Source organism: Aureimonas pseudogalii, from assembly GCF_014196835.1.
GTDB classification, from domain to species: Bacteria; Pseudomonadota; Alphaproteobacteria; order Rhizobiales; family Rhizobiaceae; genus Aureimonas; species Aureimonas pseudogalii.
The window spans coordinates 433515-455678 of record NZ_JACIEK010000001.1 but is presented as its reverse complement, the minus strand read 5'-3'; the positions used below and the strand labels follow the sequence as shown (position 1 = coordinate 455678).

The following is a 22164-nucleotide window of genomic DNA, read 5'->3' as shown; positions in this document are numbered from 1 at the left end:
GACCGTCAGTATTCCCGCTCGTAGAAAATGCCGACCTCGCCGCCGCCACCCGCCGTGACCGCACCGCGCGCCTTCACGTTGGCGCCGAGGTCGAGGTCGATGGCGACGCGCCCGGTGGAATCGACGCCGACATAGGTGTTGTCGTTGAGGTAACGCCCGACACCCACCGCCGTCTGCCCGTCGGCATTGGTGCGGATGTCGAGATCGTCGACGCCAAGCTGCGAGCGTAGGTTGTCGAGGAGGTTGGTGGACCCCCCGACGCCTGCGAGCTGCGCCGCGGCGGACGCGAGCTGGGCGATCTGCAGCGGCGAGAGATCGGCCGTGCCCTGGCCGAAGATCAGGCGCGCCAGAACCTCGTCCTGCGGCAGGGCAGGGGAGGAGGAGAAGTTGAAGGCCGGGTTCGTCGCCGGTCCGGTGATGGCGATGTTGACGGTGACCTCACCGGTGTCGGACGTCGCGAGCAGATCCAGCGTCGGAACCAGATTGCCGTCGAAGGTGAGCGAAGCCCGCTCGAAGTCGAGTCGGCGCGACAGGAGCTGGAAGCGCCCGCGCTGCAACTCGAACCCGCCATCGATGCCGAGATTGGAGACGGGGCCGGTGATGCGGATGGTGCCGCCGAGCTCGAGGTCGAGTCCGCGACCGCGCACGAAGACGCGGTTGGGGGCGTTCAGCGTCACGTCGAGGCGGATGCCGCCGCGCGGCGAGGTGCCCGCCTTGCCGGCGTTCGGGTCGATCTCGCGGATCTGCTGAAGCACCGCGGCCGGTGCGTTGCGCCGTTCGAGGTCGATGCGGGCGAGTGAGGTCGGCAGGTTGTCGGGAACGAGGATGTTGATCTCGGAGGCATTGATCGTGCCCGCCAGGACGGCGTCGCCGGTGAGCGGCCCGGTCAGCGTCAGCCCGGCGTCGAGACGGATCGACACCAGCTCGCCGTCGGCGTAGCGGCCCTGGTTCACCTGGATCGTCAGGTTCGCGGGGAAACCTGCGCCGAGCCCGATCGTGCCGCCGACCGACAGCGTGCCGCCGGCCGCGAACTCCGCGGTGACGCGCTGCAGCGTCGCGGTGGTGCCGCTGAGCGCGATGTCGGCGTTGATGTTGCGCAGCGACAGGTTGGCGCCGGTATCGGTGAAGCTCGCGCCGGCGGTGGAGACGGTGCCGACGACGTTGGGGCTGGAAGGCGTGCCGGTGATCGCGGCGTTGACGCGCGCCGTGCCCTGCACCGAGCGGCCGTTCTCGGCGAGGATGCGGTTGGCGAGGGAGAGCGGCGCCGTGCCGTCGAGGCGCAGGTCGAAGGTCGGGCCGGCGAGGGCGACGGAGCCCGCGGCGGTGAAGGCGAGGCCCGAGCCGGTGAGCTGCGAATCCAGCGTGACGCGATTGTCGGCGAAGGTGCCGCGCGCGGCGATATCGAGCGGGCCGACGCCGGCGTCGCGCGTCTGCTGCAGGGTGAGGGCGCCGACGCGGAGATCGTAGTCGACGTTTGGCTGGGCGATCGTGCCGCCGGCGCGCACCGTGCCGTTCAGCGTGCCCGTGGGCGCGATGCCAGGCGCCGCCGCGTTGGCGAGCGAGGCGGGGACATTGTCGAGCGTCACCGCGAGGTCGAGCCGCTGGCCGACGCTGCCGGTGGCGCTGACCGAACCGGAGCCGAGATCGATCCGGGCGGTCTGGATCTCGGCAGTGCCGGCCGCGTACCGGCCGGCGGCAACGGCGTCGATCGACGGGGCGCCGGCCGCGCGGGTCTGCGCCACCGAGACGTCGGTTGCGCGCAGGTCGAAGCTCGCCGCGGGATCGGAGATCGAGCCCGTGGCGCTCGCCGTGCCCGACAGCGTTCCGCGCGCGTCGAGATCGGGCCGCACGGCATTGGCGAGGGCGAGGGGAAGCCCGTCGAGCGCGACGCGCAGGTCGAGCGTGCGCCCCACCGTGCCGGTGGCGTCGAGCGAACCGTTCCCGACGTCGATCCGCGCCCTGTCGAGACGGGCCGTGCCGTCGCCATAGGCGCCGGCGAGGTCGAGGGCTGCAGGCTCCAGGCCGGCCTGGCGCAACGGCGCGGCGGTGAGGTCGCGCGCCGTCAGCTGGAACTCGGCGTTCGGGTTGCTGATCGAGCCGGTGGCGATGGCGGTGCCGTTGATCACACCCGAGGCGCCGAGCCCCGGCCGTGCGCCGTTGGCAAGCGCGGCGGGAAGATCGACGATCGCGAGCTGGAGGTTCAGGTCGCGGCCGACGCTGCCCGTCGCCTCGATTCGGCCCGTGCCGACGTCGACCCGCGCCGTCTCCAGCCGGGCGGTGCCGCCGCGATAGACGCCCGAGAGATCGAGCGTCAGCGGCGCGACGCCGGCGCGGCGCACTTCGGCCGCGGTGATGCCGGAGCCCGCGATGTCGAAGGTGACGGCTGGGTTGGTGAGCGAACCCACCGCGTTCGCGGTGCCGCTGATCGTGCCCTCGGCGTCTAGCCCCGCGACGAAGCCGTTGGCGAGCGCCACGGGAATGTCGGTGAGGCGAAGCGCGAGGTCGAGCGACTGGCCCACCGTGCCGGTGGCGTCGATGGAGCCGGTTCCGAGATCGACACGCGCGGCGGTGAGCGTCGCCGTGCCGTCGCGATAACGACCGCGCAGCGCCGCGTCCACCGCGGCGATCTCGGCCGCGCGCGTCTGCGAGGTCGCGAGCGCGTCGGCGGTGAGGTCGAAATCGGCGTCGGGCGCTGCCGAGAGCCCGGTGAGCGACGCCGTGCCGCTTAGCGTGCCGGACGCCGCGAGGCCCGAGACGGCGGGATTGGCGATCGCGGCGGGGAAGCGGTCGAGCGCGAGGCGCAGATCGTAGCGCTCGCCGAGCGAGCCCTCGACCGTCAGCGAACCGCCGGCCGCATCGAGCCGAAGCGGCGAAATCGTGGTGCGCAGCGACCCCAGCGTGATCGTCGCGGGCTCGGCGAGCGAGAGCGCCGCGTCGGGAATGGCGGCTTCGAGCGTGCGAAGGTCGAGGACGGTGCCGGCATCGGTGAAGGCAATGTCGGTGGAGAGGCGCACCGGCACCTCGTTCAGCCGCACCGTCGCGTTGACGGCGGTCGCCTGATTGACGGTGGCGAGCGAGGCGTCGAGCCGCTCGGCGTTCAACGTGCCGGCGCGAAGGGCCCCGGCGCGCACCGTGCCGGCGGCGAGCGGGCGGGCGAGGAAGTCGGTGAGGCGCAGGTCGATCGCGGCGTCGCTCAGCTCGTTCGTGCCGAGCGTCAGGCCGTTCGACCGCAGCGCCACGTCGGCGACGGGCGTGCCGCCGTTGCCGACCGCGAAGTTCAGCGTGCCCGAGAGATCGCCGGAGCCGGTCTGGCCGGCGAGCGCCAGCAGCGTCGCGGCGTTCGGCACGGCGATGCGCAGGTTGCCGGAGGGGCGGTTCTCGTCGTCGAGGGCGAGCTGGCCCTCTATGCGGTTCTCGCCCTGACGCAGGAGCAGGTTGCGCAGCAGCCGCTGCCCGCCCTCGCTGGCGAGATCGGCGGTGAGGGCCAGCGGCGCGCCGTTGTAGGTGCCTCCCACCGCGATCGTGCCGGAGGGCGCGTCGGGCGCGAAGGTGCCCTGTATGCGGGCGTTGAGGTCGTTCAGCGAACGCCCGGCGACGAGGAGATCGCTGGCGCTGGCCGTGAGATCGATCATCGGCGCGCTCGTCGTGCCGGAGGCGTTCAGCGTGAAGCTGGCGGAGCCGTCGAGTCCGGACTGGGCGATCGCGGCCTGATTGAGCTGGCCGGTGATGGCGGCTGCGATCGTCTCGCCGGTGAGGCTGGCGGAGCCCCCGATGTCGAGCGCGTCGCCGTCCACCACGAGGTTTTCGACGCCGAGCGAGCCGTCGCTGCCGCGCCGGGCGTTGCCGGCAATGCGCACGCGCGTCCCGACATAGGGCTCGGCATGCGGCTCCAAGGCGGCGGTCTCGAAGGCGCTGTCGATCTGCAGCTGGAAGGTGGAGAAGTTCAGCGCCGCCTGACCGGCGAGCGAAAGCTCGGCCGCGCCCGTGGTGAGGCGGGCGGTGTCGAAGGTGATACCGTCGGCGGTCAGCGCCCCCGCCGCGTCGAGCGCGATCGGGCCCTCCAGCACGCGCGAGGCGACGAGTTGCGCCCGTCCGGTCGCGGTGTTGGCGACCGTGGCGTTGCGGGCGCGGGCGACGAGGGTGAGCGGCCCCGCGAGATTGTTGAGGTCGAAGGCAGAGCTCACCGCGTTGGCGGTCACGTCGTTGAGGACGTAGTCCTCGAAGCCGGCGGTGCGCGCGGCGGCCGACACGTCGAGCGCGGCGGCGGCGAAGGCGCCCTTCAGCGTGGCGTCGAGGCTGGAGAGTTCCAGCGCGGTCTGCGACCCCGCCGAGCCGAAGCTGAGCGCCACGGGATTGCCGGCATCGGTGCGCAGCGTCACCTGGAGGTCGTTGGCGCTGCCGCTGCGGTCGAGCGTGCCGGCGGCCGTCACCTGGAGAGCGCCGGAGACGAGGCGGCCGGTGTCGATCGCGACGACGCCGTCGGAGCGCAGCAGCACGTTGGCGTCGAGGGCGAGATTCTCGCCGACGACGCCGAGATAGGCCTGCGGCACGAAAGGCGCGCTGAGGGCGGTCAACGAGGCTTCGACGCGCCGGCCTTCGGTGCCGTTGCGCACGTTCGCCTGGAGCGTCGCGGCGCGCTCGGTGCCGAGATCGAGCGTGCCGTTCGCCGCGAAATCGTCGAACGGACCCGAGCCGGTCACGGCGAGCGTCACCGGCGGCGCGCCGGGCAGCTTGAGGAGGTTCGCAACCAGCCCGCCCGCCGGCTCGCTGGCATTGACGGCGATCTCCAGCCGGTTGGCGTCGGGTTGGAAGCCGAGGCGCAGCGACACCTCGCCCGGCTGATCGAGCCGCTGGACGCGGGCGTTGGCGTCGAGCTGGGCGGGATCGGGCGCGAGATTGAGCGAAGCTTCGGCCGAGAGGCGGGCGGGAACGCCGGCCACCGCTTCGCCAAGCACGAACTCGGCGATGGCGATGCGCCCGACGCGGGCCGTGATCGAGGGCAGGGAGAAGCCGCCGGCGCTCTCGTCGGCCGGGGCCGTGGAGGCACGGGGCAGGCGGTCGAGCATGATCTGCGCGGCGGCAAGATTGTCGATCGACACGGTCTTGCGTACGAGCGCGAGCGGCGACCAGTCGAGCGCCAGATCGCGGGCCGTCAGCCAGACGCCGTCGCGGTCGGCGACGGTCAGCTGTTCGATGCGCACGTTGCCCGACAGGGCGCCGCTCAGGCCCTCAATCTTCACGATGCGCTCGTCGGTGGAAAGAAGGCTCTCCAACTGCCCGGCGAGGAACTGGGCGCGGGCGGGCTGCGCCGCGAGGATCGCCGGCAGGGCGAGCGCCATGATCAGCACGAGGCGCAGGCGCGCGGCGAGGGGGGCAAGGGCGCGCATGATCATCAGAAGGCCTGTCCGATGCCGGCATAGATCTGGAAGGATCCATCGCGCGGGCCGGGATCGAGGGGAATGCCGACATCGACCCGGATGGGGCCGAAGCCGGTCATGTAGCGGGCACCGACGCCCGCGCCGATCTTCAGGTTGCCGAAGTCCGGGGCGAGATCCTCGCCCACCGTGCCGGCATCCACGAAGGGCACGATCTGGATGTTGTCGGTGACCTTGAAGCGAAGCTCTGCCGACGCCTCGAAGACCGAGAGGCCGCCGGTGGGCGTGTCGACGAAATTGGGGTTGGTGCCCGGCAGCGGGATCGAGGGGTAGTAGGGACCGATCGACTGGAACACGTAGCCGCGCACCGAGCCGCCGCCGCCGGCATAGAAGCGGCGGTCGTTGGGAACCTCCTGCAGGTCGGCGCCGACCACCGCGCCGTAGCCGACGCGCCCGGCCAGCACGAAGCGGCCGTCGTCGTCGAAGGAGAAATAGGCCGAGGCGTCGGCCCGGCCCTTCACGAAAGGCACCGAACCGTTGATCTCGTAGCCCGGCTCCGCCGCCAGCTTGGCGAGGAAGCCGCTGGTCGGGTTCAGCTTGTCGTCGCGCGAATCGAACGTGTAGGTCACCGGCACCGAGGCGATGATGAACTCCTCGTCGGAGACGAGATAGTCGGTGATCGTCTCGTACTCGGCGACGACGTTGACCGTCAGGCGCTGCCGGGCGTCGATCGAATATTCGACGCCGTTGGTGAAGGCGACCGAGGTGCGGTCGTAGGCGAGCGGCTGCTCCTTCAGGCCGATCAGCGATCCCACATAGACGGAATCGGGCCCGAGGACGCCCGGCTTGCGGAAGACGCCTGCGAGCCGGTAGTCGAACCCGTCGGTCTCGCGGCCGGTGTCCGACAGCGTGTTGGCACCGATGCGCGACACCGCGCCCTCGATGCGCAGGCTCTCGGCACGGCCGAAGACGTTGCGGTCCTCCCAATAGGCGTTGGCGCCGGCCCCTTCGGTGTTGGAGAAGGTGGCGCCGGCGCCGAAGACATGGCGCTTGCGCTCGGCGACGGTGACCTGCAGCGGCAGCGTGCCGTCGGCAGCCTGCGCGTCGCTGGCGCGCACGCTGACGTTGGAGAAGACGTTGAGATCGACCAGCCGCTTGCGCGCGGTCTCCAGCGCGGCGGTGGAATAGGGCGTGCCCGGCTCGATGCCGGCCATGAAGGCGACGAAGCCCGGGTCCATCCGCGTGGTGCCGTCGACGAAGGTCTGGCCGAAGGGCACGGGCTCGCCGGGCGAGATGCGCAGCGACAGATCGACCGTGGCCGTGGCGCTGTCGGCAACGACGCTGCGCTCGGTCAGGGCCACGAAGGGGCGGCCTTCGTTGCGCAGGGCCTCTAGGATGCGCCCTTCGGCGGCGAGGATGCGCGTGGAATCGGCCGCCGAGCCCGGCGCCAGATCGTAGGTCTTGGGATCGAGCGGCACGCCGTTGGCGTCGATCGACACGCGGCCCACGGTGAAGAGCTGGCCGGGATCGACGGTGATCTCGACAGGCACCGGGCGCGAGGTGTCGAACGCGGCGTCAGGCAGGAGGTCGGCGACGTCGCGCCCCTCGATGCGGATCGTCACGAGGCCGTCGTACCGCGAGTTCTCGTAGAGCGCCGCCACGAGCCGGCGCCGGTCGTTCTTGGCCTTGGCGAGTAGCCCGAGCGAGCCCGAGACCGGCTCGTCCTCGTCGGCCACCAGCGAGGAGGCCTTTTCCAGAACCTCCTGCAGGTCCTCGTTCTCCGGCGCCACCGTCAGCGTCGCCGTGTACTCGACGGGGTCGGTGATCGCGGGATCGGCTTCCTTCTTGCCGAACAGCGTGATGCCGAAGATCTCGAACGCCTGCGCGGGCGCCGGCACGAGCGGGCCCGCCAAGGTCGCCGCGAGAAGGGCGAACAGGACGGGAAGACGGCGACGCTTCAAGCTCTCAAACAACGCAGGAACGCTCTCTTCGCCGGATGCCATCAGAACCGGGAACCGTGACGGATTGCTCCGCCACCGGGCGAACGAGCGCCGCACCCCGTGCGAACCCTCTCTCGACCATCGCGCTCCCGAGCACGTCTCCATCAAAATGCCGGACCCACCCCAAATGACAACCGCCACCTCGGCCCGCCGATCAATCGCCGAACCTTTTGTGGGACTTGCGCCACAGTCTTCGCGCGCCGCCCTCGGATTGGCGCCAAACCCGGTCGTTCTGCGGCGGCGTGTCGTTTCGACGCAGCCGGTGCCGGCGCTCGAATCGAGGCCTGCGGCCAAGATGGAAGGATTCCAGATTTCGCTTGCGAGGCTCGAAACGGCAGAGCAATCTCCGGTGGAACGCGATGAGAACGAGGCGAGGGCGAGAGCCCAACGCCCGCCATTCGCGGGGCTCGCCGGCCGGTCGAATGCCGTGCGACGCCGGAGGATTAGGCCGCGTTCGCCGCGGCCCGGGGGAGGACGTGCATGACCGAAGTCTCGATGACGGTGAACGGGCGCGCCATGGACGGGGTGGTCGAGGGCCGCACGCTGCTCGTGCAGTTCCTGCGCGACCAGCTCGGCCTGACGGGAACCCATGTCGGCTGCGACACCTCGCAATGCGGCGCCTGCATCGTGCATGTCGATGGGCGGGCGGTGAAGTCCTGCACCATGCTGGCGGTGCAGGCCGCCGGCTCGGCGGTGACGACGATCGAAGGCATCGCACAGGGGCAGGAGCTGCACCCCGTGCAGGTGGCCTTCCGCGAGCATCACGGGCTGCAATGCGGCTACTGTACCCCGGGAATGATCATGACGGCGATCGACATGATCCGCCGCCACGACGGCGTCCTCGACGAGCACACGGTGCGCGAGGAGCTCGACGGCAACATCTGCCGCTGCACCGGCTATCACAACATCGTCAAGGCGATCCTCTCGGCGGCCGAAGCCATGGGCTCGCAGCCCGCCGACCAGCGCATCGCCGCCGAATAGGCCGCAGGCTTTCTCTATCGGGCCGCGCCGGCGCCTGGAGGGCGCCGCGAGCGCCGCCCGCAGCGATCTCGGGAGGATCTCGTCATGGGTGTCGAAGGCATCGGCGCGCGCGTTCTGCGCAAGGAAGACCGGCGGTTCATCACCGGCCGCGGCCGCTACACGGACGACATGGTCGTTCCCGGCATGAAATACGCCGCCTTCGTGCGCTCGCCCCATGCTCACGCGAAGATCCGCGGCATCGACACCGCGGCGGCGCGAGCGATGAAGGGCGTCATCGACATTCTCGACGGCGAACAGCTGACCGGCGACGGGATCGGCAATCTCATCTGCGGATGGGCCGTGTCCTCGAAGGACGGCACGGGCATGAAGATGGGCGCCTGGCCGGCGCTCGCGGTCGGCTCGGTGCGCCATGTCGGGCAGACCGTCGCCGTGGTGGTCGCCGATACGAAGGCGCAGGCGCGCGACGCCGCCGAGGCCGTGGAGGTCGACTACGAGGTGCTCGGCGCCGTGGTCGACGCCGCCAAGGCGCTGAAGGAGGGCGCTCCGCAGCTGCATCCGGAAGCGCCGGGCAACCTGATCTTCGACTGGGAGATCGGCGACGAGAAGGCCACGGACGAGGCCTTCGCCCGGGCCGCCCACGTGACGCGGCTCGACATCGTCAACAATCGGCTGATCCCCAACGCGATGGAGCCGCGCGCCGCGCTCGGCCATTACGAGGCGGCCGACGACCATTACACCTGCTGGACGACGTCGCAGAACCCGCACGTGGCGCGGCTGGTGATGAGCGCCTTCTACAACGTGGCGCCGGAGCATAAGCTGCGCGTCATCGCGCCCGACGTTGGCGGCGGCTTCGGCTCGAAGATCTACATCTACCCCGAGGAGATCGTCTGCCTCTGGGCGTCCAAGCGCACCGGCGTTCCCGTGAAATGGACCTCCGACCGCTCCGAGGCCTTCCTCAGCGACGCTCACGGGCGCGACCATCAGACCCATGCCGAACTGGCCATGGATGCGGACGGACGCATCATCGGCCTGAAGGTCGGAACGATCGCCAATCTCGGCGCCTACATGTCGCTCTTCTCCTCGGCGACGCCGACCTACCTCTATGCGACGCTGCTCTCGGGCCAGTACGACATCCCTGCGATCCACGCCAACGTGAAGGCGGTCTACACCAACACCGTGCCGGTGGACGCCTATCGCGGCGCTGGCCGGCCAGAGGCGACCTACGTGGTGGAGCGCCTCGTCGAGACGGCGGCGCGCGAACTCGGCCAGTCGCCGGCCGAGTTCCGCCGAAAGAATTTCATCACGTCCTTCCCGCACCAGACGCCCGTGATCATGAACTACGACACCGGCGATTTCGGCGCGACGCTGGATGCAGGGCTGAAGGCCGCCGACATGGCGGGCTTCGAGGCGCGGCGGGCGGAGGCGAAGGCGCGCGGCAAGCTGCGCGGCATCGGCTTCTCCTGCTACATCGAGGCCTGCGGCATCGCGCCCTCCAAGGCCGTCGGCTCGCTCGGCGCAGGCGTCGGTCTCTGGGAATCGGCGGAGGTGCGGGTCAATCCGGTCGGCACGATCGAGATCCTGACGGGCTCGCACAGCCACGGGCAGGGCCACGAGACCACGTTCGCCCAGCTCATCGCCGAGCGCTTCGGCCTGCCCATCGACAACGTGCAGGTGATCCACGGCGACACCGACAAGGTGCAGTTCGGCATGGGCACCTACGGCTCGCGCTCCGGCGCGGTCGGCATGTCGGCCATCGCCAAGGCGCTCGATAAGGTGGAGGCCAAGGCCAAGAAGATCGCCGCCCATCTTCTCGAAGCCTCCGACGAGGACATCGTGATCGAGAACGGCGAGGTGAAGGTGGCGGGCACCGACCGCAAGCTCGCCTGGCACGAGGTCGCGCTCGGCGCCTATACCGGGCACAACCTGCCCGACGGAATGGAGCCGGGCCTGAAGGAAGGCGCGTTCTACGACCCACAGAACTTCACCTTCCCGGCGGGCACCTACATCTGCGAGGTCGAGGTCGACCCGGAGACCGGCACCACCGAGATCATCCAGTTCGTCGCGGCCGACGATTTCGGCCGGATCATCAACCCGATGATCGTCGAGGGGCAGGTGCATGGCGGCCTTGCGCAGGGCATCGGTCAGGCGTTGCTCGAGGGCACGCACTATGACGACAGCGGGCAGCTGGTCTCGGCTTCCTACAACGACTACGCGATGCCGCGGGCCTGGGACCTGCCGATGTTCGACGTTCTCACCACCGAGACGCCCTGCACCACCAATCCGCTGGGCATCAAGGGTTGCGGCGAGGCCGGCGCCATCGGCTCGCCGCCGGCCGTGATCAACGCCATCACCGACGCGATCGGCAACAACGACCTGTCGATGCCCGCGACCCCCGAAAAGGTCTGGCGCGCGATCCACGCGGCCCGGTCGGCGGCCTGACGGCGAGAGGGAACGATCCGATGTACCAGACCCAATACAAGCGCCCGACCTCGCTCGGTGAAGCGGCCGCCGCCCTCACGCAGTCCGGCGGAGAGGGCAAGTATCTCGCGGGCGGGATGACGCTGATCCCGACGATGAAGGCGCGCCTCGCGGCGCCCGGCGCGCTCATCGATCTTCGCCATATCAAGGAGATGAAGGGCATCGCGGTGGACGGCCGGCACGTGCGGATCGGCGGCGGCGCCACGCATTTCGAGGTCGCGACCTCCGCCGAGATCGCGGCCGTCGCGCCGGGCTTCACGGGGCTCGCCGAACTCATCGGCGATCCCGCCGTGCGGCACATGGGCACGATGGGCGGCGTCGTCGCCAATTTCGACCCGGCGGCCGACTACCCGGCCGCGCTGCTGGCGCTCGGCGGCACGATCCACACCGACCGGCGCGAGATCGGCGCCGACGACTATTTCCTCGGCCTGTTCGAGACGGCGCTGGAGGAGGACGAGATCGTCACGGCGGTGTCGTTCGAGGCGCCGGACGCCTCGGCTTACGAGAAGTTCCGCAATCCGGCGTCGCGCTACGCGATGTGCGGCGTCTATGTCGCGAAACGAGGCTCGGAGGTTCGCGTCGGGGTGACGGGCGCTGGCTCGAACGGCGCGTTCCGCTGGAGCGAGGCGGAAGGCGCGCTCTCGAAGCGCTTCGACGCCGAGGCGGTGAGCGGGCTGACGGTGCCGGCCGGCGACATGATCGGCGACATCCACGGAACGTCGGAGTATCGCGCGCACCTCGTGACGGTGGTGACGCAGCGCGCCGTGCGCAAGGCACGGGGCTGACGGCGAAGCCTTCACCGGGTACGGACGGTGAACGAGCGTAGGAACGAACGAAGGCGCCCCGTCGGACGGGGCGCCTTCTTCACGCGTTGGATTGCCGGATGAGTCGGTTGCCGGTCGTGATGGTCGATCGGTGGGACCAAGTCGGTTGTGAGGCGCCGCGGTCTGTCGACGTGGTGTTATGGTCCGGCGCGGCGAAGCGGGCGGACGCCCCGACCGCCCGTTTCGTGACCGCTTGAACCCTTCGATGGACCGAAGACGACCAGAGAGGCTCCGGCCCGTTTTCAACGCATCTTCGACGCATCCTGCCAGACGTGAAAGCCGACCCGGCTTTCACTCGAACGCTAGAGATTGCAGCGGTGGCGATAGCCGTCATACCCGAGGAACGTGTCGGAGCGGGGATCGTAGGACCCGTAGCGGTCGACGCAGGCCTCGATATGGCCGCGGGCCGAGCGATCCCGGTATTCGACGCGGCGGGGTGCTGCGCGGTAGACGCGCTGGGGCACAGTGTCCTCGTAGGACGGCGGATCGACATAGACCGGTGCCGCGTAGGACGGACGTGCATAGGTCGGCCGGCCGTACGGCTGGGCATAGGGATCGCGGTAGACGGGGGCCGGCTGCGGCTGGGAGAGAGCCGAGCCGAGCAGCGCACCCGCCGCCAACCCGATGGCGCCGCCGAGCAGCGCGTCGCCGCCGTCGAAGCCGCGCCGATGGTGGCGCTCGCCGTAGCCATATCCGCCGCGATATTGCGGGCCGCCATAGCCCCAGGGATCGGCCTTGGCCGCAGGAGCCACCACACCGAGCGCCATCGCGCAGGTCGCGGCCGTCAAGATCCATTTCCGCATGATCGAACTCCCGATGGTCAATGCCGGACCCCGGATGCCGATGGTCGGCACGAGAGTCCCCATAGCGCGAAAATGCACTATGCCAGTTGAACGTCGGCTGAACGCGATGGTTTCCGACATGAAGCTCATCACGGGCCGTGGCGGCAGGTCGATATCCCGCCAACGATCGTTCCAGAGTGAAGTCGCATCGGCAGACGGTGCCGCGATTGCGGCTTGCGAGCCGCTCAGGACAAGAAGCGTATCATCTGCCAGACGGAATGATCCTCTGGGCGATGCGGGACTGACCGGAAAAGGCAGGGGATCGGGAGGGACTTTCGGTTTCGCAATGGCCGGGCGCAGACCGTGTTGATGCACGAACGAGTTCGAACTCCGCCATCCAAGCCCTCAGGTTCGACTTAAATATATATCGGCGTCAAACGAGAATCGACGGGTCGTTCAGATCACCGCACCCTCTGAACGACGTATCCGCGACGAAGAAAGTCCTCCGCGACTGACCTTGAAAACGAGAGGCCGCATCCGGAGATGCGGCCCGTCGAAAAACTCCGCCCTATCAGAGCCGGCAGACCCGGCGTTCGCCGGCGCTGTTGGCGACGTATGTGTTGGTACGGGGGTCGTAGGTGCGATAGCGCTGGGCGCAGCGTGCGGCCTGGCTGTTGCCGCCCGACGAGGCGGCGGCGCCGAGCGCGGCCCCGGCGGCGAGGCCGAAGATCGCGGCGGTGGCAGCGTCGCGGCGGTCGCGCCTCTCGTTGTCGCGATACCAGCGCTGATAGCGGCGGTTGTCCCAGCGGCGCGCGTCGCGTCGGAACTCGCGGCAGTCTCGCGCGCCGGGATTGCGGGCACAGAAGCGCTCGACGTAGCGCTGCTGCTGGCGGTAGCTCTGCGCTTCGGCCGGCGCCGAGAAGGTCGCGACGCCGCTGCCGAGCACGGCGAGCGCTGTCAGGATGTGGGTGAATCGACGCATGTTGTAACCCTCGTATCGAGCCGGCCTCGCTCGGCCGGTCTCATTCGTCCCAGCCTGCGAAATGGGGACCGGTCCCGTTCGTTCCCGTCCTCCGCAACCCGTGATGGCATCGGTCCACCGCTGTCCACCACCAAATCGCGGCGGGGTGTGGCGAGAACGGAGTGAGAACGCTAGTTAAGGCCCATGGCCCAACTGACGCTCATCGAAAAACTCGCGATTCTCAGCGACGCCGCCAAATACGACGCGTCCTGCGCGTCGAGCGGCACGACGAAACGCGACTCGATGGCCTCGAAGGGCATCGGCTCCACGGAAGGGTCGGGCATCTGTCATGCCTATGCGCCGGACGGGCGCTGCATCTCGCTGCTCAAGATCCTGATGACGAATTTCTGCGTCTACGACTGCGTCTACTGCGTGAACCGCTCGTCGTCGAACGTGCAGCGCGCGCGCTTCTCGGTGGACGAGGTGGTGAAGCTGACAATGGAGTTCTACAAGCGCAACTACATCGAAGGGCTGTTCCTCTCGTCGGGCATCATCCGCTCCTCCGACTACACGATGGAGCAGATGGTCGACATCGCGCGCAAGCTGCGGTTGGAGCAGAACTTTTCGGGCTATATCCACCTGAAGACGATCCCCGACGCCTCGCCGATCCTAATCGAGCAGGCCGGCCTTTTCGCCGATCGCCTGTCGATCAACATCGAGATGCCCACCGACCTTTCGCTGGAGAGCTTCGCGCCCGAGAAGAAGCCGCGCGACATCAAGCGCTCGATGGGGCACCTGCGGCTGAAGATCGAGGAGCACAAGGGCGAGAAGCGCGACCGCGCCAAGCCCGCGAAGTTCGCGCCCGGTGGCCAGTCGACGCAGATGATCGTCGGGGCCGACCAGTCGAGCGACGACCAGATCCTCGGCCGATCCGAGAACCTCTACGGCAACTACCAGCTGCGCCGGGTCTACTATTCGGCCTTCTCGCCGATCCCCGACGCGTCGAGCCGGCTGCCGCTGCTGAAGCCGCCTTTGATGCGCGAGCACCGGCTCTATCAGGCCGACTGGCTGATGCGCTTCTACGGCTTCGATCGCACCGAGATCGTCTCGGGCGGCGAGGCGGGGATGCTCGATCTCGCGATCGACCCGAAGCTCGCCTGGGCCCTGAAGAACCGCGACCGCTTCCCGATCGACGTCAACCGCGCCGATCGCGAGATGCTGTTGCGGGTGCCCGGCTTCGGCACCAAGGCGGTGAACCGCATCCTCTCGACGCGCCGGCACCGCACGCTGCGGCTCGACGACGTGGCGCGGCTCTGCCAGTCCGTCGAGAAGGTCCGACCCTTCGTCACCGCGCTCGACTGGACGCCGCGCCAGCTCTCCGACCGCGAGACGCTGCCGGGCTTCGCCCCGCGCGAGAAGAAGCCGGAACAGCTCAGCCTCTTCTGAAGAAGGGATGCTGCCGCGTCGCGCGACGGGCAGCCTTTCGTCAGGCCGCCGTGCGGGTCGCGCTGCGGGCGTTGACGATGGCTGCGAGACGCCTGGCTTCCGCGAGGCTCTCCGCGCGCTCGGTGTCGAAGCGCTCGCCGAGTTCGAGGATCATCATCGTGCCCGGCAGCACATCGAGATCGCCGGCCACCGCCTCGAAGGGAATGTCGCCCCAGCCGAGCGGCAGATGCAGGTCGCCGATGCCGAGCGCGACGGCCTCGCTCGGATGGTAAAACGGGGTCGGTGCGGGCGGCTGGCCGAAATTGTCGTGGAGATGAAGGTGGCCGGCCACCTGCGAGAAGGCCTTCACCTCGGCGCGCCAGTCGAAGCCGGTGCGCGTTCCCTCGATATAGGCGTGGCCGACGTCGACGAGGCCGACGAGGTTGGGGTGGTCGACGGCGCGCACGGTCTCGGTGAGCTCGGCCGGGGTCTGGCGGTATTCGTCGGGGCTCGTGCCGAAGATGTTCTCCAGCGCGATGCGCACGCCGTGACGCTGCGCCACCTCCGCCATCTCGGCGAGCGCGTCGCGTTCCATGCGATCGAGCGCTTCGCGGCCCGGCCGGGCGTCGAGCCGGGCCCGGCCGCCGTGTTGGACGAGGACGGTGGCGCCGATCCGGCCGCAGAGGTCGAGCATCGCGGAGACCACGGCCTTCTGCCGGCCGAGATGCGGGCCGTCCATGAAGTTGGAGACGATCTGCCCGTGCACGGTGTAGCGCAGCGGCACGCGGGCGCAGATCGCGGCGATCTCGCGGGCGCGCGCCTCGACGATCCGGCCGCCGGCGATCACGTCGTAGCCGTAGAGCGAGAGTTCGGCGACATCGGCGCCGAGATCGGCGATGCGGCGCAAGGAGGTTTCGAGGGCGCTAGCGCTGCCGCGCCCGGCATCGACGGAAAAGCCGACGGCGGTGATCGTCTGTTCGCTCATGCTGCGATCCTCGGTCAGGCGGCCTGGCGGGCCGGAATCGGAGCCGTCTCGACGCGCGCGCCTGTCTCGGCGTCGAAGGCGTGGAGCCGGTCGGCGGGCAGCAGCAGGCCGACGGGATCGCCGGTGGCGACCGGCGTCGCGTCGGCGACCACGGCCGCGACGATCGCGCTGGCGCCGGCGCCGACATCGGCATAGACGACGCGCGAGGCGCCGAGCTCCTCGACGAACTCGACCACCGCATCGAGGCTGCCGGGGGCGCCGCGGCGGGTGAGGATCGTATGCTCGGGGCGGATGCCGATCGTGACGCGGCGCGCGCCGAAGCGCACGCGCTCGCCGGCGCGAAGCGCGAGCCGCCCGCCGCCCGCGAGGCGGAAGGCGTCGTCGGGTTCCAGTTCGCCTTCGAGGAGGTTCATCGGCGGCGCGCCGATGAAGGAGGCGACGAAGCGCGTGGCCGGCCGGTCGTAGACCTCCGCCGGCGTGCCCACCTGCTCGATGCGGCCGGCGCGCATCACCACCAGCCGGTCGGCGAGCGTCATCGCCTCGACCTGATCGTGCGTGACGAAGACCGAGGTGGTGCCGAGGCGCCGGTGCAGGCGGCGGATCTCGGCGCGCATGCCGACGCGCAGCAGCGCGTCGAGATTGGAGAGCGGCTCGTCGAAGAGGAAGATCTTCGGCTCGCGGATCATCGCCCGGCCCATCGCCACGCGCTGGCGCTGGCCACCGGAGAGCGCGGCGGGCTTGCGGTCGAGCGTCTCGGTGAGCCCGACGGTCGCGGCCACCGCCTCGACGCGGCGACGGCGCTCGGTCTTGGCGACGCCCGCGACCTTCAGGGCGTAGCCGATGTTCTCGGCGACGCTCATGTGCGGGTAGAGCGCATAGTTCTGGAACACCATGGCGCAGCCGCGCTCGCGCGGCTCCAGCTTGTTGACGACGCGATCTTCGATGGCGATCTCGCCGGCGGTGATCGCTTCGAGGCCGGCGATCATGCGCAGCAGCGTGGACTTGCCGCAGCCCGACGGCCCGAGGATGACGACGAACTCGCCGCTGGCGATCTCGAGGTCGACGCCGTGGACGACGGCGGACTTGGCGTAGGACTTGGCGACCTGGCGGATGGAGATGGCGGACATCGGGCGGGCCCTACTTGTCGGTGGCGCTGAGGCCGCGAACGAACCAGCGCTGCATGAGGATGATGACGAGGAGCGGCGGCGCCATCACGATGAGGGTGCCGGCCATCGCGACGTTCCAGTCGGGCAGGCCGAACTCTGAGGGGATCAACTCCTTCAGCTGCGTCGTCGCGGTGCCGAAGGCGGGGTCGGTGGTGACGAGGAGCGGCCAGAGATACTGGTTCCAGGCCCAGACGAACATGATCGTCGCGAGCGCCGCCATGGTGGGGCGCGAGACCGGCAGCAGCACCTCGAAGAAGAAGCGGATGGGGCCGGAGCCGTCCATCTTGGCGGCCTCCGCCAGCTCGTCCGGCAGGGTGAGGAAGAACTGGCGATAGAGGAAGGTGCCGGTGGCGGTGGCGACGAGCGGCAGGGCGAGGCCCGTGTAGGAGTTGAGGAGGCCCCAGTTGAGCTTCACCTCGACGCCGGTGACGAAGGCGATGAGGCTCGTCAGCCCGGTGACGTTCAGGATGGTCTGGAAGGGCTGCAGCACGTTGGCGGCCACCGCATAGGTCGGCACGATGCGCACCTCGAGCGGCAGCATCAGCGTGACGAACACGGCCCAGAAGATGAGGATGCGGCCGGGAAAGCGGAAATAGACGATGGCGAAGGCGGCCATCGCCGAGAAGGCGACCTTGCCGAAGGCCACCGCGCTGGCGAAGACGAAGCTGTTGAAGAGCTTCGAGCCGAGATGGGCGCGTGTCCAGGCCTCCGCGAGATTGTCGAGGAAGTGGGGCCCGGGCACGATCGGCAGGGGCACCTGGTTGACGGCGCGGATGTCCTGCGTCGCCGCGAGGATCACCACCGCGAAGGGCAGCACCGCGACGAGCAGCCCGAGGAAGAGGACGATTTGGCAGACGGCGTCGAAGACGGGAGTGCGCTCGATCATCGGGCTCTCACTTGTAGTGCACGCGCCGCTCGATGAAGCGGAACTGAACGATGGTGAGGGCGACCACGAGCAGCATCAGAATGACGCTCTGGGCGGCGGCCCCGGAATAGTCGAGGCCCTTGAAGCCATCGAAATAGAGCTTGTAGACCATCAGTTCGGTGGCGCGGGCCGGGCCGCCGAGGGTCATGATGTCGACGATGCCGAAGGAATCCTGGAAGCTCTCGGTGATGTTGATGACCAGGAGGAAGAAGATCGTCGGCATCAGCAGCGGCAGCTGGATGTCGCGCATGCGGCGCAGCGGGCCCGAGCCGTCCATGGCGGCGGCCTCCGTCAGCGTCGCCGGAATGGACTGCAGCGCCGCGAGGAAGAAGATGAAGTTGTAGCCGACATATTTCCACGAGAAGGCTGATATCACCGAGATCATCGCGTCGGTGCCGTCGAGGGCGGGGTTCCAGACGCCGGGCCAGATCCGGTTGAGATTGGCGAGGAGGCCGGCTTCGGGCGCCATGATGAAGCGGAAGGCGAGGCCGATGGCGGGCGCGGCGATGGCGTAGGGCCAGATCAGCACCGACTTGTAGATCCGGCTGCCGGCGAGTTCCCGGTCTGTCAGGAGCGCCAGCACCAGCGCGAAGCCCATGGCGATCGAGGTGGAGCCGACCCCGAACACGAGGCTGCGCGCGATCGAGTTCCAGTAGACGGGATCCTGGACGAGGCGCGCGAAGTTCTGGAAGCCGACGAAGCTGTTGCCGCCGCCCCAGGGCTGCTCGAGCGTGAAGGCCCAGTACAGGGCCTGGCCCGCCGGCCAGTAGAAGAACACGAAGATCAGAAGGAGGATCGGCACGGCGAAGAGCAGGCCGACGCGGGTCGAGCCGAAGGTGGCGCGTTTTTCCATGGGGTGGCCCGTCCTGGAATGAGATCCGCCCCGGCGCGCTTGGCGCCGGGGCGGCGTGGCAGCGGATCGGGACGGGTTACGGCAGCGTCTTGCCGGCGTAGGTCTGCTCGAAGCGACGCAGGATGGCGTTGCCTCGGGTCGCGGCGTCGTCGAGCGAGGTCTGGACGTCGGCGTTCTGGATGACGATCGCCTGCAGCGCGTTGGCGATCTCCTGGCGGATCTGCAGCAGGCCACCGAGACGCTGGCCGCGCGTCACCGGCGTCGGTGGCGTGAAGGTCAGGCTCTGGATGGCGAGCTCGCGGCCCTTGTAGGGCGCCTTGTCGTAGAAGCCTTCGCCGTTGAGATAGTCGAAGCCGGACTGGCGCACCGGGATGTAGCCGGTGACGGTGGACCAGGTCAGCGCTTCCTCGGGCTTGGCGATGAAGTTGTAGAAGGCGGCAGCGGCCTTGTATTCCTCAGGCGACTTGCCGGCGATGGTCCAGAGCGAGGCGCCGCCGACCAGCGAGTTCTTGCGCTCCGTGCCCTCGTAGACCGGGAGCATCGCGACGTCCCAGTTCATGCCTTCCTTGGCGGTACGGCCGATATTGCCGTGGTCGCCGACCGAGGTGAGGATGGTCTGGCAGTCGCCGGCGGCGAAGGCCTCGACGAAGGTCTGGCCGGTTTCCTTGGACTTCAGCACGGCCTCGCCGGCATCGTACCAGCCCTTGAGGTCGCGCACGAACTGGACCCACTTGCCCTTGTTGAAGGCCATCTCGGCGCCGAGGCCGTCATAGCCGTTGTTCAAGGTGGCGTTCGGCTCGCCGTGGACGGCGAGGAACTGCTCCTCGAGCTGCCAGACCTCGTCGCGCGAGACGTTGAAGCCGAGCGGGCAGCTGTAGCCGGCGGCCTTCAGCGCCTTGAAGTCGGCGGCGGCCTCTTCCCAGGTGGCGGGGCCGTGATCCCTACCGATCTTGGCGTAGGCGTCCTTGTTCCAGTAGAGAAGGGCGGTCGAGGAGTTGAAGGGGAACGAATTCATCTCGCCCTTCGAGGTCGCGTAGTAGCTCTTGATCCCCGAGAAATAGTCGTCCCAGTTCACGTCGAAGCCGTTGTCCTTCATCAGCTTGTTCGCCGGGTAGAAGGCGCCGGACAGCATGATGTCGAGCGTGCCGGCGTCGGAGACCTGCGCGATCGTCGGCTGCTGGCCCGCGCGGAAGGCGGCGATCGTGTTCTGCAGCGAGGCGTCGTAGGAGCCCTGGCTGGTGCAGACGATCTGATAGTCGCTCTGGCTGGCGTTGAAGCGCTCGCACTGCTCCTGCACGCGCTTGGAGATGTCGCCGCTGTTGCCGTACCAGAAGTCGATCTTGACCGGTGCGGCGACGACGGGGCCCGACAGGGCGGCAAAGAGCGCGAGCGTGCTCGCCGCGCCGAGGATCTTCGTCAGCATGAAACTCTTGTCCCGGAAGGAGGAAAGACCGTCCCCTTCGCCGGGGCTGTCGAGGCGGGGCAATAGGAGACCGGTCCCTCGCTGTACAATGAAGTTTCCATGACAGTCACAACGGCCAGTTGTTTATGAGGATGCTTGTGGGCAAGGATATCTATTGTGAGACTTCAGTCAGGATCGTCATCCGGTCGTCACATGGGGCGTGTTACGGGCGGCCGTGTCGTGGGAGCCTCGGACCGGCCGAGGGCCCGGCGACCGACGCCGGCGCGGTGCGCCTTTCCCATCCCGCCGAACTCCCGAGCCTGCCATGTCCCTGTCCCGTGCGACCGATCCTGCGGTGGTTCCGCCGCGTTCCTTCGCCGCCGCCTCGCTCGCGCATCGCGGGGTTCTCGTCGTCGCCCACCGCGGGGTGTGGACCGACGCGCCGGAGAACTCGCTGGCGGCGATCCGCGCCGCGGTGGCGCTGGGGCTCGACATGGTGGAGATCGACGCGCGGCTGGCGGCGGACGGCACGCCGGTGGTGATCCACGACGCGACGCTCGACCGCACCACCGGGCTTTCGGGACGCGTCGGCTCGCTCGCTGCCGGGGCCCAGCGGTCCGCGCGGCTGCGGATGGGCGAGGGCGGGCCGGACGCGCCCGTCACGGACGAGCGGCTGCCGACGCTCGCGGAGGCGCTGGAGGAGGCGCGCGGCCGCATTCTCGTCAACATCGACACGAAGAGCACCGCCGAGCTTCCCGCCGTCATGGCGCTGGTGCAGGATCTCGGCATGACAGACGAGGTGGTGGTGAAGGCGGCGGTCGATCCCGAACGCGTGGCGGAGTTGCCGGGCGATCATCCCGCCTTCGGGCCGGTGCCGTTCATGCCCATTCTCAAGGCCGTTCCCGGTCGCGTCGCCGCGGATATCGCGTGTTTACATCCGCTACGTCCGTTGATGGTGGAAGGCCATGCTCCGAATATCGAGGTCCTCTACGAGGCTCGCAAAGCTCTCGAAGAGGCCGGCATTCGCCTCTGGATCAACTCCCTCGATTGCTTCCACATCGCCGGCTACGACGACAGCCGCGCGGCGGGCGACCCGGACGCCGTGTGGGGCGCGCTTCTCGATGCCGGCGTCGGCGCCATCCAGACGGACCGGGCGGCGGACCTCGTCGCCTATCTCGCGGCCCGTGGACGGCGCGCGGCATGAGCGCGACCCCGGATCTGGCGGCGCGCCGCGACGCCGCGGCCGAGCTGGTGGCGGAAGCCGCGCGCGAGGCGCTCGCCGCGTTCGCGCGCCGCGAGACCATCGCGATCGACGCCAAGCGGCCGCAGGATTTCGTCTCCGCTGCCGATCGCGAGATCGAGGCTCTCGTGCGCCGGCGCCTCGCCGCCCGCTTTCCGGGCGACGCAGTGGTGGGCGAGGAGGAGGGCGGCGAAGGGGGCGATGCCTACTGGATCGTCGATCCCATCGACGGCACCTCGAACTTCCTCGCGGGATCGCCGCTCTGGGGCGTGTCGCTCGGCTATGTCGTGGACGACGTGCCGGTGGTCGGCGCGGTAGCGGCGCCGGTGCTCGGCGAACTCCTCGTCGCGGCCGACGGGCTGGGGACGCTGCGGGGCGGCGTGCCGTTCGAGCGGCCCCAGCCGCTCGCCGACCTGCGGCTCGTCTCGATCGGCGACAGCATGGACGACGATCTCGACGCCAGCCTGGCGCTCCAGGCGCGGCTGCGGCGCGGCGGCTGGGTGATCGAGGCGTTCCACTCCACGTCGGTCTCGATGCTGTTCGCGGCGCTCGGCCGCTTCGACGGGCACCTTCAGCCGGTGACGACCATGTGGGACATCGCGGGCGGCGCCGCGATCTGCCGCGAGCTCGGGCTCGGCGTCCAAATCCGCCGCTCACCGGACGGCGCGATCGGCATCTGGTGCGGGACGCCGGCGCTTCTGGAGGCGGTCGGACCCGTCTGACGCGCGCAGCGCATGCCCTTTGCCGCGGCATCGTCTCCGCTACAT

Annotated in this window: 15 protein-coding genes; 6 read left to right on the top strand and 9 right to left on the bottom strand. The window is 69.3% G+C overall.

The window, feature by feature from the left end:
• Positions 1-5: 5 nt before the first annotated feature.
• A complete protein-coding gene (locus GGR04_RS02170) occupies positions 6-5393 on the bottom strand; it encodes a translocation/assembly module TamB domain-containing protein (RefSeq protein ID WP_183197389.1) in 5388 nt (1795 codons plus the stop codon).
• Entirely contained in the window at positions 5393-7348 is a 1956-nt protein-coding gene (locus tag GGR04_RS02165; protein ID WP_246392629.1) for an autotransporter assembly complex protein TamA, read from the bottom strand. The genes GGR04_RS02170 and GGR04_RS02165 overlap by 1 nt, the downstream gene beginning before the upstream one ends.
• A 507-nt stretch (positions 7349-7855) precedes the next feature.
• Here GGR04_RS02165 and GGR04_RS02160 point away from each other — a divergent pair.
• The 3 genes from GGR04_RS02160 to GGR04_RS02150 all read left to right on the top strand — a co-directional run bounded on the left by GGR04_RS02160 (position 7856) and on the right by GGR04_RS02150 (position 11619).
• Entirely contained in the window at positions 7856-8356 is a 501-nt protein-coding gene (locus GGR04_RS02160; RefSeq protein ID WP_183197385.1) for a (2Fe-2S)-binding protein, read from the top strand.
• A gap of 84 nt (positions 8357-8440) precedes the next feature.
• Positions 8441-10795 carry a xanthine dehydrogenase family protein molybdopterin-binding subunit gene (locus GGR04_RS02155; RefSeq protein ID WP_183197383.1) on the top strand — a complete coding sequence of 785 codons (2355 nt, stop codon included), beginning with the start codon at positions 8441-8443 and terminating at the stop codon, positions 10793-10795.
• A gap of 20 nt (positions 10796-10815) precedes the next feature.
• Complete coding sequence (locus GGR04_RS02150; protein WP_183197381.1) at positions 10816-11619, top strand: FAD binding domain-containing protein; 804 nt, start codon at positions 10816-10818, stop codon at positions 11617-11619.
• Positions 11620-11960: 341 nt separating this feature from the next.
• On the opposite strand, the gene GGR04_RS02145 is transcribed toward GGR04_RS02150, so the two are convergent.
• Positions 11961-12461 carry a BA14K family protein gene (locus GGR04_RS02145; protein WP_183197380.1) on the bottom strand — a complete coding sequence of 167 codons (501 nt, stop codon included), beginning with the start codon at positions 12459-12461 and terminating at the stop codon, positions 11961-11963.
• 550 nt (positions 12462-13011) lie between these two features.
• A complete protein-coding gene (locus GGR04_RS02140) occupies positions 13012-13422 on the bottom strand; it encodes a BA14K family protein (protein WP_183197378.1) in 411 nt (136 codons plus the stop codon).
• Between the two features lie 183 nt (positions 13423-13605).
• Here GGR04_RS02140 and GGR04_RS02135 point away from each other — a divergent pair, with 183 nt between their 5' ends.
• Positions 13606-14847, top strand: coding sequence for a putative DNA modification/repair radical SAM protein (locus tag GGR04_RS02135; RefSeq protein WP_183197376.1), 1242 nt, complete (start codon positions 13606-13608; stop codon positions 14845-14847).
• Between the two features lie 40 nt (positions 14848-14887).
• Here the strand turns inward: GGR04_RS02135 and GGR04_RS02130 are convergent, their stop codons facing one another.
• From GGR04_RS02130 to GGR04_RS02110, 5 genes are all read right to left on the bottom strand, one after another.
• Positions 14888-15811, bottom strand: a complete 924-nt coding sequence (locus tag GGR04_RS02130; protein WP_183197374.1) for a TIM barrel protein — start codon at positions 15809-15811, stop codon at positions 14888-14890.
• 14 nt (positions 15812-15825) lie between these two features.
• On the bottom strand, positions 15826-16938 hold the full coding sequence (gene ugpC / locus GGR04_RS02125; RefSeq protein WP_183197372.1) for a sn-glycerol-3-phosphate ABC transporter ATP-binding protein UgpC: 1113 nt from the start codon (positions 16936-16938) through the stop codon (positions 15826-15828).
• Between the two features lie 10 nt (positions 16939-16948).
• A complete protein-coding gene (locus GGR04_RS02120; protein WP_183197370.1) occupies positions 16949-17863 on the bottom strand; it encodes an ABC transporter permease subunit in 915 nt (304 codons plus the stop codon).
• A gap of 7 nt (positions 17864-17870) precedes the next feature.
• Entirely contained in the window at positions 17871-18755 is an 885-nt protein-coding gene (locus GGR04_RS02115) for a carbohydrate ABC transporter permease (RefSeq protein ID WP_183197367.1), read from the bottom strand.
• Positions 18756-18831: 76 nt separating this feature from the next.
• On the bottom strand, positions 18832-20178 hold the full coding sequence (locus tag GGR04_RS02110) for an extracellular solute-binding protein (RefSeq protein WP_183197365.1): 1347 nt from the start codon (positions 20176-20178) through the stop codon (positions 18832-18834).
• 304 nt (positions 20179-20482) lie between these two features.
• Here GGR04_RS02110 and GGR04_RS02105 point away from each other — a divergent pair, with 304 nt between their 5' ends.
• Complete coding sequence (locus tag GGR04_RS02105) at positions 20483-21361, top strand: glycerophosphodiester phosphodiesterase family protein (RefSeq protein WP_183197363.1); 879 nt, start codon at positions 20483-20485, stop codon at positions 21359-21361.
• Positions 21358-22119 carry an inositol monophosphatase family protein gene (locus GGR04_RS02100; RefSeq protein WP_183197361.1) on the top strand — a complete coding sequence of 254 codons (762 nt, stop codon included), beginning with the start codon at positions 21358-21360 and terminating at the stop codon, positions 22117-22119. The genes GGR04_RS02105 and GGR04_RS02100 overlap by 4 nt, the downstream gene beginning before the upstream one ends.
• The last annotated feature ends 45 nt before the right edge of the window (positions 22120-22164 follow it).

Excerpts from the sequence above, each read along its gene's own strand:
- GGR04_RS02120 (WP_183197370.1), bottom strand. The coding sequence starts at position 17,863 with ATGATCGAGCGCACTCCCGTCTTCGACGCCGTCTGCCAAATCGTCCTC.
- GGR04_RS02105 (WP_183197363.1), top strand. The coding sequence starts at position 20,483 with ATGTCCCTGTCCCGTGCGACCGATCCTGCGGTGGTTCCGCCGCGTTCC.
- GGR04_RS02110 (WP_183197365.1), bottom strand. The coding sequence starts at position 20,178 with ATGCTGACGAAGATCCTCGGCGCGGCGAGCACGCTCGCGCTCTTTGCC.
- GGR04_RS02155 (WP_183197383.1), top strand. The coding sequence starts at position 8,441 with ATGGGTGTCGAAGGCATCGGCGCGCGCGTTCTGCGCAAGGAAGACCGG.
- GGR04_RS02130 (WP_183197374.1), bottom strand. The coding sequence starts at position 15,811 with ATGAGCGAACAGACGATCACCGCCGTCGGCTTTTCCGTCGATGCCGGG.
- GGR04_RS02140 (WP_183197378.1), bottom strand. The coding sequence starts at position 13,422 with ATGCGTCGATTCACCCACATCCTGACAGCGCTCGCCGTGCTCGGCAGC.
- GGR04_RS02135 (WP_183197376.1), top strand. The coding sequence starts at position 13,606 with ATGGCCCAACTGACGCTCATCGAAAAACTCGCGATTCTCAGCGACGCC.
- GGR04_RS02170 (WP_183197389.1), bottom strand. The coding sequence starts at position 5,393 with ATGATCATGCGCGCCCTTGCCCCCCTCGCCGCGCGCCTGCGCCTCGTG.
- GGR04_RS02145 (WP_183197380.1), bottom strand. The coding sequence starts at position 12,461 with ATGCGGAAATGGATCTTGACGGCCGCGACCTGCGCGATGGCGCTCGGT.
- ugpC (WP_183197372.1), bottom strand. The coding sequence starts at position 16,938 with ATGTCCGCCATCTCCATCCGCCAGGTCGCCAAGTCCTACGCCAAGTCC.
- GGR04_RS02160 (WP_183197385.1), top strand. The coding sequence starts at position 7,856 with ATGACCGAAGTCTCGATGACGGTGAACGGGCGCGCCATGGACGGGGTG.
- GGR04_RS02115 (WP_183197367.1), bottom strand. The coding sequence starts at position 18,755 with ATGGAAAAACGCGCCACCTTCGGCTCGACCCGCGTCGGCCTGCTCTTC.
- GGR04_RS02150 (WP_183197381.1), top strand. The coding sequence starts at position 10,816 with ATGTACCAGACCCAATACAAGCGCCCGACCTCGCTCGGTGAAGCGGCC.
- GGR04_RS02100 (WP_183197361.1), top strand. The coding sequence starts at position 21,358 with ATGAGCGCGACCCCGGATCTGGCGGCGCGCCGCGACGCCGCGGCCGAG.